At 45.7% G+C, this 13,856-nt stretch carries 17 protein-coding genes; all 17 read right to left on the bottom strand.

Annotated elements, in window-relative coordinates:
- Window positions 1-44: 44 nt before the first annotated feature.
- Window positions 45-1,382 carry a GTPase ObgE gene (gene obgE, locus KCTCHS21_RS09595; RefSeq protein ID WP_130607152.1) on the bottom strand — a complete coding sequence of 446 codons (1,338 nt, stop codon included), beginning with the start codon at window positions 1,380-1,382 and terminating at the stop codon, window positions 45-47.
- A gap of 15 nt (window positions 1,383-1,397) precedes the next feature.
- Window positions 1,398-2,153, bottom strand: a complete 756-nt coding sequence (locus KCTCHS21_RS09590) for a Spo0B domain-containing protein (RefSeq protein ID WP_130607150.1) — start codon at window positions 2,151-2,153, stop codon at window positions 1,398-1,400.
- Between the two features lie 162 nt (window positions 2,154-2,315).
- On the bottom strand, window positions 2,316-2,627 hold the full coding sequence (gene rpmA / locus KCTCHS21_RS09585) for a 50S ribosomal protein L27 (RefSeq protein WP_130607148.1): 312 nt from the start codon (window positions 2,625-2,627) through the stop codon (window positions 2,316-2,318).
- 4 nt (window positions 2,628-2,631) lie between these two features.
- Window positions 2,632-2,976: a ribosomal-processing cysteine protease Prp gene (locus tag KCTCHS21_RS09580; protein ID WP_130607146.1), complete on the bottom strand. Its 345-nt coding sequence runs from the start codon at window positions 2,974-2,976 to the stop codon at window positions 2,632-2,634.
- A 7-nt stretch (window positions 2,977-2,983) separates the two neighbouring features.
- Window positions 2,984-3,295: a 50S ribosomal protein L21 gene (gene rplU, locus KCTCHS21_RS09575; RefSeq protein WP_130607144.1), complete on the bottom strand. Its 312-nt coding sequence runs from the start codon at window positions 3,293-3,295 to the stop codon at window positions 2,984-2,986.
- A 192-nt stretch (window positions 3,296-3,487) separates the two neighbouring features.
- The gene (locus tag KCTCHS21_RS09570; RefSeq protein WP_130607142.1) at window positions 3,488-4,723 is read right to left on the bottom strand and encodes an Rne/Rng family ribonuclease; all 1,236 of its coding nucleotides are present in this window, start codon (window positions 4,721-4,723) and stop codon (window positions 3,488-3,490) included.
- A 33-nt stretch (window positions 4,724-4,756) separates the two neighbouring features.
- Complete coding sequence (locus KCTCHS21_RS09565; RefSeq protein WP_130607140.1) at window positions 4,757-5,632, bottom strand: M50 family metallopeptidase; 876 nt, start codon at window positions 5,630-5,632, stop codon at window positions 4,757-4,759.
- Window positions 5,625-6,632 (bottom strand): M23 family metallopeptidase, encoded by a 1,008-nt coding sequence (locus tag KCTCHS21_RS09560; RefSeq protein WP_130607138.1) that lies wholly within the window; start codon window positions 6,630-6,632, stop codon window positions 5,625-5,627. Before KCTCHS21_RS09560 ends, KCTCHS21_RS09565 begins: the two co-directional genes overlap by 8 nt.
- 109 nt (window positions 6,633-6,741) lie before the next feature.
- Window positions 6,742-7,887 carry an FtsW/RodA/SpoVE family cell cycle protein gene (locus KCTCHS21_RS09555; protein ID WP_130607136.1) on the bottom strand — a complete coding sequence of 382 codons (1,146 nt, stop codon included), beginning with the start codon at window positions 7,885-7,887 and terminating at the stop codon, window positions 6,742-6,744.
- Between the two features lie 7 nt (window positions 7,888-7,894).
- Window positions 7,895-8,689, bottom strand: coding sequence for a septum site-determining protein MinD (minD, locus tag KCTCHS21_RS09550; protein WP_130607134.1), 795 nt, complete (start codon window positions 8,687-8,689; stop codon window positions 7,895-7,897).
- Between the two features lie 4 nt (window positions 8,690-8,693).
- Window positions 8,694-9,356 carry a septum site-determining protein MinC gene (locus KCTCHS21_RS09545; protein WP_130607132.1) on the bottom strand — a complete coding sequence of 221 codons (663 nt, stop codon included), beginning with the start codon at window positions 9,354-9,356 and terminating at the stop codon, window positions 8,694-8,696.
- 76 nt (window positions 9,357-9,432) lie between these two features.
- On the bottom strand, window positions 9,433-9,957 hold the full coding sequence (mreD, locus tag KCTCHS21_RS09540) for a rod shape-determining protein MreD (RefSeq protein WP_232058229.1): 525 nt from the start codon (window positions 9,955-9,957) through the stop codon (window positions 9,433-9,435).
- A 2-nt stretch (window positions 9,958-9,959) separates the two neighbouring features.
- The gene (gene mreC, locus KCTCHS21_RS09535) at window positions 9,960-10,808 is read right to left on the bottom strand and encodes a rod shape-determining protein MreC (RefSeq protein WP_130607128.1); all 849 of its coding nucleotides are present in this window, start codon (window positions 10,806-10,808) and stop codon (window positions 9,960-9,962) included.
- 203 nt (window positions 10,809-11,011) lie between these two features.
- Window positions 11,012-12,043, bottom strand: a complete 1,032-nt coding sequence (locus KCTCHS21_RS09530; RefSeq protein ID WP_130607126.1) for a rod shape-determining protein — start codon at window positions 12,041-12,043, stop codon at window positions 11,012-11,014.
- Window positions 12,044-12,126: 83 nt separating this feature from the next.
- On the bottom strand, window positions 12,127-12,816 hold the full coding sequence (gene radC / locus KCTCHS21_RS09525) for a RadC family protein (RefSeq protein WP_269472749.1): 690 nt from the start codon (window positions 12,814-12,816) through the stop codon (window positions 12,127-12,129).
- A 52-nt stretch (window positions 12,817-12,868) separates the two neighbouring features.
- Window positions 12,869-13,480: a Maf family protein gene (locus KCTCHS21_RS09520; RefSeq protein WP_130607124.1), complete on the bottom strand. Its 612-nt coding sequence runs from the start codon at window positions 13,478-13,480 to the stop codon at window positions 12,869-12,871.
- Between the two features lie 23 nt (window positions 13,481-13,503).
- Window positions 13,504-13,788 carry a DUF4321 domain-containing protein gene (locus KCTCHS21_RS09515; RefSeq protein ID WP_232058140.1) on the bottom strand — a complete coding sequence of 95 codons (285 nt, stop codon included), beginning with the start codon at window positions 13,786-13,788 and terminating at the stop codon, window positions 13,504-13,506.
- Window positions 13,789-13,856 lie beyond the last annotated feature (68 nt).

The raw sequence follows: 13,856 nt of genomic DNA, 5'->3' as shown, positions 1-13,856 counted from the left end.
GAGCAGATGTAATATCCTGCCCAACCCCTATTACACGAAATCCATTATTCTTTGTCGTATAAGTACTCATCCGAGCCGCCCTCGAAGAACTCGAACTCGAATTTCCCAATACGAATAATGCTGCCGTCCTTAGCTCCGCGCTTACGCAGCGCATCGTCAATACCGACTCCCCGCAATATCCGTCCGAAACGAACTACCGCATCGTAGGAATTAAATTGAGTCCGTCTCATTAATCTTTCAATGGCCTCGCTTTCAATGACAAAGGCTTCATTATCCCTTGTAATTGTAAAGTCGTTGTCCTTCGTAGATTCGAAACGGTACACAACATTTTCCTCAGCTTTGGCCAGCTTCTCTGCTTCTTCGATCTCTGATAGCTCAGGTAGCGAATCAAGCAGGTCCGCTACGCGGTACAGCAATTCCTTCACTCCCTGTTTAGTCAGGGATGAGATCGGCATAATCTGAATGTCGACATTCAGCTCGCTAACCTGCTTACGGAATGCTTCGAGATTTTCTTCCGATTCCGGCATGTCCATTTTGTTGGCTGCAACAATCTGCGGACGATCTGCAAGCTTAATGTTGTATAACCTAAGCTCATCGTTGATCTTGACCCAATCCTCGAATGGATCACGACCCTCCATCCCAGACATGTCTACGACGTGCACGATAATTCGCGTACGTTCAACGTGTCTTAGGAACTCATGTCCGAGACCTACTCCAGTGTGTGCACCTTCAATTAATCCTGGCAAATCCGCCATGACGAAGCTGCGTTCATCCCCCAAATCCACCATCCCTAGATTAGGGGTAATGGTTGTGAAATGATAAGCACCGATCTTCGGCTGTGCCGCCGAAACGACGGATAGTAGCGTCGATTTTCCAACACTCGGAAAACCTACTAATCCGACATCCGCCATTACTTTGAGTTCTAGCGTTACCCAGCGAGCTTGTCCTTCCTCACCGTTCTCCGCAATGGCAGGCGCTGTATTTACTGCACTCTTGAATCGAATATTACCTCTGCCGCCGCGACCGCCTTTAGCAATGACGATCTGCTGATCATGACGAGTTAAATCTGCAATGGTTTCGCCTGTATCATCATCTACAACGATAGTACCAGGTGGAACACGAACAATCATATGATCGGCATTAGCCCCATGCATAGATTTGTTCTTGCCCTTCTCGCCTCTAGTTGCTTTGAAGTGCTTCTGATACCGGAAATCCATCAATGTACGCAAGCCCTCATCAACCCGGAAAACAACATTGCCGCCATTGCCGCCGTCTCCACCTGCTGGTCCGCCCTCAGGCACGTACAATTCTCTGCGGAAGGAAACTAGGCCGTCTCCGCCGTCTCCGCCTTTAACATAAATCTTCGCTTTATCCACAAACATGTTGAGTTCACTCCGTTATGCCGGCAGAGGGAAATGGATAACCATTGTCCTCGCATGCTGCGATTTCTCTGCTAGCTCGTCTCCTTGGTCTACAAGACCAATGCCTTCCAAACACTTATCTAATTCTACGACTACACTTTCCGCTGCTGCAAGCTCGCCTTCATAAATCATTTTGATCTTAAGCTCGCCTTCTGCATCGTAGAAGATGAGCTTTAGCACATTTTCCCCACCGAACGGATTAACTGCACGAAACCGAATGACATTAACAAGTCCGATAATTGTCCTCGAAAGCTTCTCAGACTCATAAGCCATACGATTTAAGTACAATCCATCCTCTACATCCACATCCAGACGCATAGTATCGCATACAGTACGAAACGACAGCAGGAATGCAGCGAGATCAGGTAATCCGATCTGGGATAGCTTACTATCCTGTTCCATTCTAGCTCTTATTCTGTCCACGACATCCACTGCTTTATCTAGCTTGTTCAGTCGTAGATATCCATACAAAATTTGCAGCTCGTTCAACCAATCATGCCGATGGTGGCTTAACGTCCGAATGGACGACAATTGGGCATGCATAAGTAATCGATCACAATGCTCCTGATGCTTGCGCCTTTCCATAAGCCAGACAATGATCCAAGTTGTAGCTGTCCAAAGGACAAATAGCACGAGCGTCCACCATGAACGTTGCCATATGAATATGGCCGCAGCAGGTATAATGAGCGATAACAACGCCACAAGTCCCCACAGTGTCATTTTTCTCAACATTATGCGACTTCCCCGTTTCGTTGTTCCTTTCAATTCCTGGAAAACTCAGTTCACATCATTAGTATAACATGAGCGTAACAGCTTAACCATGAATTACCCATTTCGTTTCATTTACACAAAAACCCCGACCAACTTTCATTGGCCGGGGTTCTGGTTGCCGTATTATACTTCCAGAGCAGCTGCAACTGGTGCTTCCGCTACAGGGTATACGCTTAGTTTCTTACGATCGCGTCCCCAACGTTCGAACTTAACGACGCCTTGCACTAGTGCGAAGAGCGTATCGTCTTTACCGATACCTACGTTGGTTCCTGGATGAATCTTAGTACCGCGTTGGCGGAACAAGATGCTACCAGCAGTTACGACTTGACCATCCGCTCTTTTAGCGCCTAGACGCTTAGAGTGGCTGTCCCGTCCGTTCCTCGTCGATCCAACCCCTTTTTTCGAGGCGAATAACTGAAGATCTAACTTCAACATGGTGTCAACCTCCTTTTTCTACAAAGGTTTCTTGTATTTTTACGTACTGGCTGTATTCTTCTACAATAGACTCGAGAGCCGCGATCATTCCCTCTAATAAAAGCTGGACCTGATCGTGCCGTTTCGGATCAGAGCTTTGCGGGGCTTCCGCCTTGAGCAGACCGGATTTAGCATAAGAACGAGGCACTAGACCTGTTAATTTCTCAATCGCGTTAACTGCTCCGATCGTCACAGCCGATACTCCAGCACAGACAATGTCTTTGCCAGGATCGTTATGAAAAGCATGACCCGAAACGGTAAATCGTATGATAACCCTCTCAACGTTACGCACGATCGTTATCGTGATCATATCGGCCTTAAGCCTTAATGTTCTCGATCGTCACTTTCGTGTACGGTTGACGATGGCCTTGTTTGCGCTTGTAGTTTTTCTTTGGCTTGTACTTGAAAACGATAATTTTCTCGCCTTTTACGTGTTGTTCAACTTTGCCCGTTACGGACGCGCCGGACAAGATTGGAGATCCTGTCGTCAAGCTGCCGTCTTTGGAAACGGCCAACACGCGATCAAAAGTGATGCTTTCGCCTGCATTAGCAGAAAGCTTCTCGATGAAAATTACGTCGCCTGCTTGAACTTTGTACTGTTTACCGCCGGTTTCAATAATCGCGTACATCTGGTGCACCTCCTCATGTCTAAGACTCGCCTCATAGGGTGCCGGTTGCCGTAACATAAATCAGTCAAGGCAGCGCCGGTCTTGTCGACCCGGTGGAGTGCGGTTGTAGCCTGCAAAATCTTCAGATTGCACGCACTTTGGTATTCTACCATGTCGTTTAAATAAATTCAACTTTTATTGACATTATTTATTTTAACGAACATATATTTTTCCTCTACCTTTACAGGAAGCGCATGTCTCATAAAAAAAGTTCATCGCATTTTCACGTGCTTTTTTTCGGGTCATTTCCATCAACCCGAGCCTCGTCCAGCCGACAACCTGACATTTCGTACGGTCGCGCTTTATAGTCAGCTCCAATTGCTGCTCGATCTGATGCCGGTGCTCTTCAGTCTCCATATCAATAAAATCAATAATGATAATTCCGCCAACATCACGTAATCGGAGTAATCTGGCAACCTCATCCGCAGCTTCCTTGTTCGTCTGGAAAACCGTTTCTTCGAGATCTACGGAGCCGGTGTACTTCCCGGTATTTACATCAATAACCGTTAAAGCCTCTGTCTGATCCCATATGAGATAACCACCACTGGGCAGCCAAATTCTTGATTGAAAGGCTTTATCCAGCAGCTCTTTAATCCCGTATTTATCGAATAAAGGCTTCGACTCGTTATAAAACCTTATTTTCTCTACCAATGCGGGTGCCGTTTGCCTCAAGTAGGCTTGCGCGGCCTGCATGCTAGCTTGATCGTCTATAATTAATTGCTCGGTATCCGGTGTAATAACGTCTCTAACCATACGCTGAACTAGGCCAGAATCTCTGTGAATTTCGGAGGGTGAATTGGCTAGCTTGCTGCGGCTAACGATATTGTGCCACGTTGTGCGGAGAACATTAAGATCCCCCTCTAGCGCCTCACGACTTTCCCCGTCCGCATTTGTGCGCATAATTACGCCTTCACCTTCAATACGCATAGCATCTGCCAAGCCCTTTAATCTGCTTCGTTCAGATTCTGATTCTATCTTTTTAGATATCCCGATATAATCCGCGCTAGGCATGTAAACTAACCATCTTCCTGGTATAGAAAAATGTGTAGTCACCCTTGCGCCCTTACCTCCAAGCGGCTCCTTCATCAACTGAACAAGTAGCTCATCACCTGGCTTGAGCAGGTCAGAAATCGCTGGCTTCACCTTCGGTTGCTTATCCAGATGGGGATGAAGAGCATCGTCTACATATAAAAATGCATTTTTAGGTAGACCTATATCGACGAAAGCTGCCTGCATACCAGGTAGCACATTGACAACACGACCTTTGTAAAGGTTCCCAATCAGCGATGTTCCTTCCATCCGCTCCACGCTGAACTCTGTCAGCCTTCCATTTTCCATAAGTGCGGATTGAGTTACATTTTGCGAACAATGGATAAACAGCTGCTTCATGCAAACCTCCCGCTAGATGCTATTTTCTCCATTTTACATGAAAAACTTCATATCTGCATTCCCTGTGGTCAATCGACCTAAAATTCCATCTATAATTGTCTTCTCCGGAACAACCTTTGCGATCTTACCTCGTTTCATTACGTAAACCAAGTGATACTGCTCTTTCATGAAAAGCTTCATAATATGAGACAATGGCCGGTTTTCCGCGATAACGATTGGACGAGAAAGCACACCACGATCAAATTGCTTCTCTGACCTTTCACTCCGATGGACTAGAAACCGCAAAAATACAAATGGGACATTGCGTAAATAAGTCCAGTTCGTTGCACACAAAAAGAGACCCACAGCCAAAAGATTTAAATGAATTAATCCCCCATACCAGAGAGGATACAACGAAAAAACAACGATTAATCCACTGAATAGCAAGCTAATTTTAGCACTCCACATTAATGTCCGATGATACGGTACTTGAATACTAATCCAAGCCTGTAGCATCCTTCCACCGTCTAATGGCAGAACAGGCAATAAATTAAAAAGGCCGATCAGCACGTTGGCACGTACAAAATCGCCCGCCCATCCCTGATCGATCCAGCCAGCTTGCCCTAATAAATAGCCAATTACTGCAAGAATGACATTCTGAGCCGGACCAGCAATTGCCACCCAAATTTCCTCCATTGCAGGTAGAGTTCCCGCTTCCTCTACCTCGAGCACGCCTCCGAAGGGGAGCAGCTTTATTTCCTTAACTGTCCAACCGAAGCGCAGTGCAGCTGCTAGATGGCCCAGCTCATGCCATAGAACAATAGCGAACAAGGTGACCAATTCCGCGAATCGACCTGTTGCGATAGAGGCAATCATCACAAGCACGAATAACGGATGAAACCGAAATTGAATGCTGCGCCATTTAATCAAAAGTAACCACATCCGCCGGATCTAATGCTTTCCCGTTTTGCTGGACCGCAAAGTATAATACTTCTTTTCCACCAGCTTTTGAAGCTGTATTGAGCTGTCCTAGTTGCTGCCCTGTTTTAACCCAATCATTTGGCTTAACGACGGAATGCTTGAGATTTCCATATACACTAAGGATGTGATTCTCGTGCTGGATTAATATGGTCACTCCTCCATCCTGATCTTCTGTTGTGACCTGTTGAACCCTTCCTGTATATATAGCGACAACTTCGCTTCCACCAGCTGCTGCAATTTTGACGCCTGTCCCATTTTGGGCATAGCTCTGCATGAGTCTTCCATGAACAGGAGCTGCTGTTTCATTTGGATTTAATACAGCTGATACTTCCTTCGTCTGCACCTCATTACGAGAAAAGGGAAAGAAGGAAGGAGAGCCACCGAAAGTATCACCATACCAAGCTTCAATAGCTTGAAAATCCATATCTCGCGAGATCGAGCCTACCATCCAGCTTCGCGCTTGCAAGCTACCGGGCAAATCAAGCTTAAACCAGCCCCACACTGCAGCGAATACAACGATGGAGAACACAAGACGAAGAGAAAAGCCGCGCAGTAGCTTAGTAAAATTAAACCCAGTATCCAAGCTTGGATTATCCGTCCGACGTGAAGATGAAGGTATCCCTTTCAGTCCCTGCCATCCAGGTACTTGTCCAGCCTTCATGCTCTTCTCCCGTTCCTTCCACCACAGCTCTGGATCAGGATCCGAGCTGAATGTATCCAGCTTATGCTGTAAGTCCTGGCGTGGTCTATCCGGGAACAGCTGCACTGGACTCGAATCATAACGAGGGAGCTCCGTTTCAACATCGTCTAGGCTTGTTTGAGAAACTTCCTCGCTTATGATTTCTGAGCTCATTATTTCTGATCTCTTGGCTTCCTCCATCGCATGCTTCCCAATGAGCTGCTCAATCCGCTCCCGCCTGCGCTCACGAACATTATCCCGTATTTGCAACACAAGCCCCCCTTGTCCGCACTCTGTTATTACCTTATGGCGGACAAGCGGCGATTAGAATACAAAAAAAGAACAGGCAACCAAACCTGTTCTCCAGCCTTTTATTCTCTTAACTTTCCAACTGATACTTCTCCTGATGCGCCCGAATGCTAAACACTAGTCCAATCGACATCATGTTAAGCAAGAGAGAAGTACCGCCATAGCTAATGAATGGCAAAGTAATACCCGTTATCGGCATTAACCCGATCATCATTCCAATGTTCTCAAAAATCTGGAACACCATCATAGACGCAATCCCAATGATGATAAATGAGCCTCGCAAGTCATAACACTGATACGCAATCAGAATCATCCTGTAGATGAAGAGGAAATACAGCAGCAGAAGCACCGCCGCACCTTGGAAGCCAAACTCCTCGCCGATAACTACAAAGATGGAGTCAGAGTAAGTATATGGGATGAATTTGCGGTTTTTAGATTCCCCTTGCATGTAGCCGTCTCCAGCTAACCCACCCGATCCAATAGCAATTTTGGCATATTCGGATTGACGACGATCATCAGCAGATGCTAGCTCAGGATGAATGTACGTATTAATACGATCATACCAGTGGACTTTTTTATGCTCCTTCAAATAATCACGAATTTCGGTATTATACGTATTGAATAACGTCACGAATAACAATAACCCCCCGACTACGACGGTTAAGCCAATCATGACATACGTATAGCGAACATTCCCGATCCATAACATGCCTAATACGATAAAAATATAAATAATCGCATTACCCAAGTCTGGCTGAATCATAACTAACAAGAAGGGAACGAATACAACTACCGCTACGACCATTACATCGCTGCGCAACCGTAACGGATCACCCTGCCGTCTCCCCAGCACCCCTGCTATCGCTATGATCAGAAATAGCTTCATCATCTCCGCTGGCTGAAAGGAAAAGAGGCCCAAATTAAACCAGCTTCTAGCACCATTCGTTTCTCCTGCAAGGAAAAAGACTAACACAAGCAGGATTAATCCGATGGCGTACCATACATACCAAATCTTTAAAATCAGACGGTAATCAACTAATGTTGCGATAATGATGACACCGAACCCTATCCCATAGAAAATGAGAGTCTTTATATCAAAATTCGGATACATTGGATTACTGTGTGTCGCACTACGCACAAGGAGGGCACTCATTCCCATGAATAACATGAGAATTAATACCATCATCCAGTCTATTTTCTTCAATCGGTTCAACAAGCTCCGATCATCCCATTCCTAATAGCTTCTTAACTCTACGAAACATTCCCGACTTCTCATCTAATTGTGATAAAGGAACCGTCTCACCCAGTATACGTCGTGCAATATTGCGGTAAGCAATAGCCGCACGCGAATTAACATTCATAACCGTTGGTTCTCCCAAATTAGCCGCTCTAATGACAAGCTCATCATCTGGAACAATCCCAATCAAATCAATGGCGAGCACTTGGCAAATGTCGTCTATTTCCAACATGTCGCCGTTTTTCACCATGTTCGGGCGAATTCGATTGATAATAAGCTTTGGTGATGGAAAATTGCTTTTCTCCAGTAACCCGATTACCCGATCCGCATCGCGAACAGCAGCATTCTCCGGCGTAGTAACAACGATAGCTTGAGAAGCACCCGCAATAGCATTCCGGAAGCCCTGCTCGATACCGGCTGGACAATCAATAATAATATAATCAAAATCCGGCTTTAAGCTCTCGATAATTTGGCGAACCTGATCCGGTGTAATATCATTCTTATCCTTTGTCTGAGCTGCTGGGAGCATGTACAGCTCGTCAAACCGTTTATCTTTGATCAGTGCTTGGTTAACCCTGCAGCGGCCTTCGGCTACATCAATGAGATCATAAATAATTCTATTCTCGAGTCCCATGACGACATCAAGATTACGCAAACCGATATCGGTATCCACCATGCATACCTTTTTCCCCATGATTGCTAGAGCTGTGCCCAAATTAGCTGAAGTAGTTGTTTTACCAACTCCTCCTTTGCCTGAGGTGACAACGATCGCTTCTCCCATGATTTTACACTCCTTTGAACTGCATGACTTCCTTGCGTTGACGACTTAGACTCGTCATTTTATCGATGGCCATCGTACCTTCACGTAAGAATGCATATTCCATCCACGGCTCTGCGGATGCCCATTCATCCGGTGGTCGGCTAATGATTTCTGCTATTCTCAGCTGGGTGGGCTTCATCAGTGAAGCCGCAATAATAGCCCCTTGATCTCCATCCCTACCTGCATGAACGGTTCCTCTAAGTGCTCCCAGCACATAGACGTCCCCGGTGCAGCTTATCGTACCGCCAGGATTAACATCTCCTAGCAGCAGCAGGTGTCCATCGAATTCCACCGTTTGTCCAGATCTTATAATTCCAGACATCGTATGTAAACTAGGCACCTTTATAAGAGTTGGATCAACTTCAGGAGTATCACTATCGATGGACTGGATTAACAAATTGCCTTGTCTTCGTAAAATAGCACGAATACGTTCCTTATCTTCCTCTTCCAACTGTCTAGCGCCTAGCTTAATGAAAATATGCACGATGGGTCCAGTGAATTGCTGAACATGCTTGTCCAGCTTTGCATTCAACTCATCTAACAGAGTTATAAATTCACATTGGTCATCCAATAGAAAAATGAGACCTTCTTTACTGCCCTTAATTGTAATGTATGATTTGCCGGTCACTTTGTCCGCTCCTCCCTACGGTAATTGAAATTCTGCTTGATGAAGCCGAATTCCTGCCTGTCAGGTCAAATCGGATTTATTCGGGACTTTCTTCCCCCGAAGAAAGCGACGGTTTGACCAGGAATTTGCGGACGGGAACATACATAAGGAGTGCAATCAATAGCTGAAGCAAAGCTGTTGGAGCCACCTGCCAATAGAATACGTATGCATACTGCAAATCTGTTAGCCCGAACAGCTTATATATGGAGTAGACTACCGTATCTAACAATACGCCGCCTACTAGGACAATCCAAATGAAGAAGCCTATGGTCATGCCCTTCCTCTCGGAAGCAAGTCCAGCCAAATAACCGATAAGTCCCATACCAAAGCCATATGGACCTATCAAATGTCCGTAGGACAACAAGTCCTGCAGCAATCCAAATCCAAGACCGCAAAGAAATGCAGGATGACGTCCACCAAATCCAGCAACGAACAAGGTCATTATAAAGCACAAGTGAGGAAGCAGGCGTTCACTCCAGCCGGGAGGAACAATCCAGGGCATGACTGAATTCTCAACAATTAATAATATAATTGCGCCTAAGACAACCCAATTCATTCGCATATTCACGGCTCTTCCACCTCAGGAACAACGACAACGAAAACCTCTCTAAGGTGATTAAACTTTGCTGCCGGTTCAATGATGGCCGTATAAGTTAATCCAGAGTCTCCAACCTGACTGCTTTTGACTGTCCCAACAATAATTCCTTTTGGAAATAAGCTTCCTAGCCCCGAGGTTATTACCTTATCTCCAGCTATCGGCTTGTCTTTTTCATCAATTTTGGTCATTTGAAGTGTTCCGGTTTCATCATCGTATTCGATAATTCCAAATGATTCAGGTATGCCCAGAAATGTAGCGGATACGGGGGTTCCTTTGGAGTAGCTCGGATTCAAGTCCGTAATGAGAGTTACAGTGGATGTAAAGTTCTTAACCTTACTAACCAAGCCTACTAATCCGTCCACCGTTCTTATTGCCATCTCAGGCTTGACCCCATCGCGGGAGCCTAGGTTGATGGTTATGGTTCTCTCGTAGGGATTGGATGTGCTCCCTACAACCTGAGCAATTAAATAGCGATAATTGTCCATGTTTTTCTGCCGCTCTGTGAAGTTTAGCTCCTCTTGGAGCCGCTTATTATCGGCTTCAAGCAAATTAAATTTAATTTGATCCTGTGTATATTGTGCTACGGTTTGACGAAACTGTTCGTTTTCCTTATACACGGCGGAAAGCCGGTCGAGGTCACGAAAAAATTCCGCAACCGCTCCGACCGGCCGGTACAAAACTCCTTGCACAGTCCCAAAAGCATCATTGAGAAATTTCTCTGGCCAGGTTAAGCGATTCCGACCTAAGGTAAATCCCATTAGAGCAATAAATACAATAAGCCCTATCATGAGGATGAACAACCGTTTGTTACGCATTAATCGAAAGATCCCGCTCACCTGCTTTCCCGTCCTATAAATCAGTACCCCAACGTACAATATTCACCGACCCTATCATAACAAGCTTGCAAAAGTATAAGCATCGCAATTGATTGTTACGCTAAGGGCGGTGACATACCATTGTACTTGGAGACGATTCAGAAAGGAAAGATGATACCTAGCCTTTCTGAATCGTTATTGCATTAGCGGCCGGATCGGGAATTCCCGCCTTTGGTTTTGAAGAGATGAATATTTTCAAGTGCTCTTCCTGTTCCGATAGCCACACAATCAAGTGGATTGTCAGCAACTAGCACAGGCATACCCGTTTCACGGGTAAGCATCTTATCTAGATTGCGAAGCAAAGCTCCTCCACCTGTTAACACGATACCACGATCCATAATATCCGCTGAAAGCTCAGGCGGACACTTCTCTAAAGTTACTTTAACTGCATCAATAATGGAATTGACTGTATCAGACAAGGCTTCAGTAATTTCATCCGAAGTAATAGCCAATGTCTTAGGCAAGCCGGAGACCAAGTCCCGTCCACGAATTTCAATGGATTCTACTTTATCAAGCGGCATTGCAGAGCCTATTTCCATCTTCAGCTGCTCAGAGGTTCTCTCACCGATCATCAAATTGTAGAAACGCTTGATGTAAGCAATGATCGCATCATCCATCTCGTCTCCTGCAATACGGATCGATTTGCTTGTTACGATTCCTCCAAGCGAGATTACGGCAACTTCAGTTGTACCGCCGCCGATATCCACGACCATGCTTCCGGTCGGCTCCCATACAGGTAAATCAGCCCCAATTGCAGCTGCAAACGGCTCTTCGATAATATATGCCTCACGAGCACCTGCTTGCTTTGTTGCATCCTCAACCGCGCGTTTCTCAACCGCTGTAATACCCGATGGGACACAAACCATAACATTAGGGTGACGAGGGAACATAGAGCGAGGCTTCTGAGCACTACGAATAAAATACTTAATCATAGTAGCCGTTGTTTCAAAGTCAGCAATTACCCCATCCTTCATAGGACGAATAGCTACTATATTGCCTGGCGTACGGCCAATCATTTTTTTGGCATCTGAGCCAACCGCCACAATTTTTTTCGTATCGGTACGCAGGGCTACCACTGAAGGTTCCCTGACAACGATTCCTTTGCCCTTAATGTACACCAGCGTATTTGCAGTTCCAAGATCGATACCAAGATCCCGTGTAAATCCTCCTACCATTCTGCTACCTCCTGCTTTGACCGCGACTGCTTTGTTGACACCTTATCGGAGCACCAGTCGTCGGGACAATCCTTATCATTATATTACAAGCAGCCCATCTCCTTCAAACTTATAAAGCGATTGTCACCTATTACCAAATGATCTAGAAGCTCGATCCCGATCAATTGTCCGGCTTCGGCTAACCGCTTTGTAAGCTGAATATCTTCAGCGCTCGGTGTTGGATCACCGCTTGGATGATTATGAGCGCACAGAATGGAAGCACTGCTTCTTCTTATAGCCGCACGAAAAACCTCTCTGGGGTGAACAATAGATGCGTTTAAGCTGCCAATGGATAACGTCTGGCGACCGATAACTTGATTTTTAGTATTAAGAAACAAACAGACAAAGTGCTCTTCCCGGTAATGCCTAAGCTCGTCCATAAGGAGATCAGCGGCATCCTGCGGACTTGTAATTTTGACTGTTTCCGGCAATTTAGACCGTGCCACTCTTCGCCCAAGCTCAATAGAAGCTTGAAGCTGCAGCGCCTTCGCAGGTCCGATTCCGTGTATTTGTGTCAGCTCTTCCCATTTACTCTCTGCTAATCTCCGCAAGCCTCCGCTTTCGTTAAGAATGCGCTGGGCAAGGTGTATGGCCGATTCTTTCGGTGTCCCCGTCCGTATTAGAATAGCTAGTAATTCTGCATGACTAAGTGCCTCTGCTCCGAATTGCTGCATACGTTCCCGCGGTCGTTCCTGAGAGGGAATCTCACGTAATCGAAAGGATCGTTGCTCCAAAGAATTTTCCTACCTTCGAAAGCCGCGTCGGCCGCGGGAGTGGCTTATTCAGTCAAGGAATTGTAATATTGAACTGCTCCAATTGAACGGCGAGAAGAGAAACCGGCAATCCGACAACGTTGAAATAACATCCATCAATGGATTCAACAAGCAAGGAGCCAATTTCTTGAATGCCATAGGCTCCAGCCTTATCAAGGGGCTCACCAGTTGCGACATAGCGAGAAATTTGCTCAGGTGATAAATTTCTCATCTTTACCTTTGTTATACGGTGAGAAGTAACCGTCTTCTCGTCAGAAATCCGAATACAAGATACTCCTGTATAGACCTCATGGATTTGGCCCGCAAGCTGCTGAAGCATATGTTCAGCATCCTCATCGTCTCTAGGCTTTCCCATCACTTTACCATTCAACACAACAATAGTATCGCTACCTACGATAATGGAAGAAGGATCGAAGGAGTGGGCAAGCTCTTCCTTGACGGCAAGCGCTTTTCGTAGAGAAAGACCCTCTACGATTTGCAAGGGAGACCAATCATCCGGAGTGTCCTCGGACACATGACTAGGCGAAATCTGAACGGGAAGTCCTAATAACGAGATAAGCTCTTTTCTACGAGGAGAGGAGGAAGCGAGAACAAGCATTGGAGCGCTAGATTGTTTAACCGACATCGTTGTGGAACTCCCTTTCAGCATTACATTTTACGGTATAACCATATCGCAACAATCGCACCGATTACACTAAGCAAGCTAATTTTAACATTTATATCTAAGCTATACTTAATAACCGATAAATCTCCGGCAGGCGACCAATTCAGCTCGATCGCACGTGTTAAAAAGGTGAGTCCAGGGACATCCTTTAGCCAGATAGCCACTAAAGCACCAGCCAGCAATCCCAAGAAAATGAACAATAGTAATATCCATCCGTTTTTCTTCATAATTCCCCGTCCCCCACCATTTTTTGACACCCGTCTATTCATTATACGTCCCCCGAACAAGTCACACAATGTATAAAACAAAGACAGCCCCTAGGAAGCAGGCTGCCTCA

The organism is Cohnella abietis, assembly GCF_004295585.1.
GTDB lineage: Bacteria > Bacillota > Bacilli > Paenibacillales > Paenibacillaceae > Cohnella > Cohnella abietis.
This window is presented reverse-complemented; position numbering and strand designations above follow the sequence as displayed.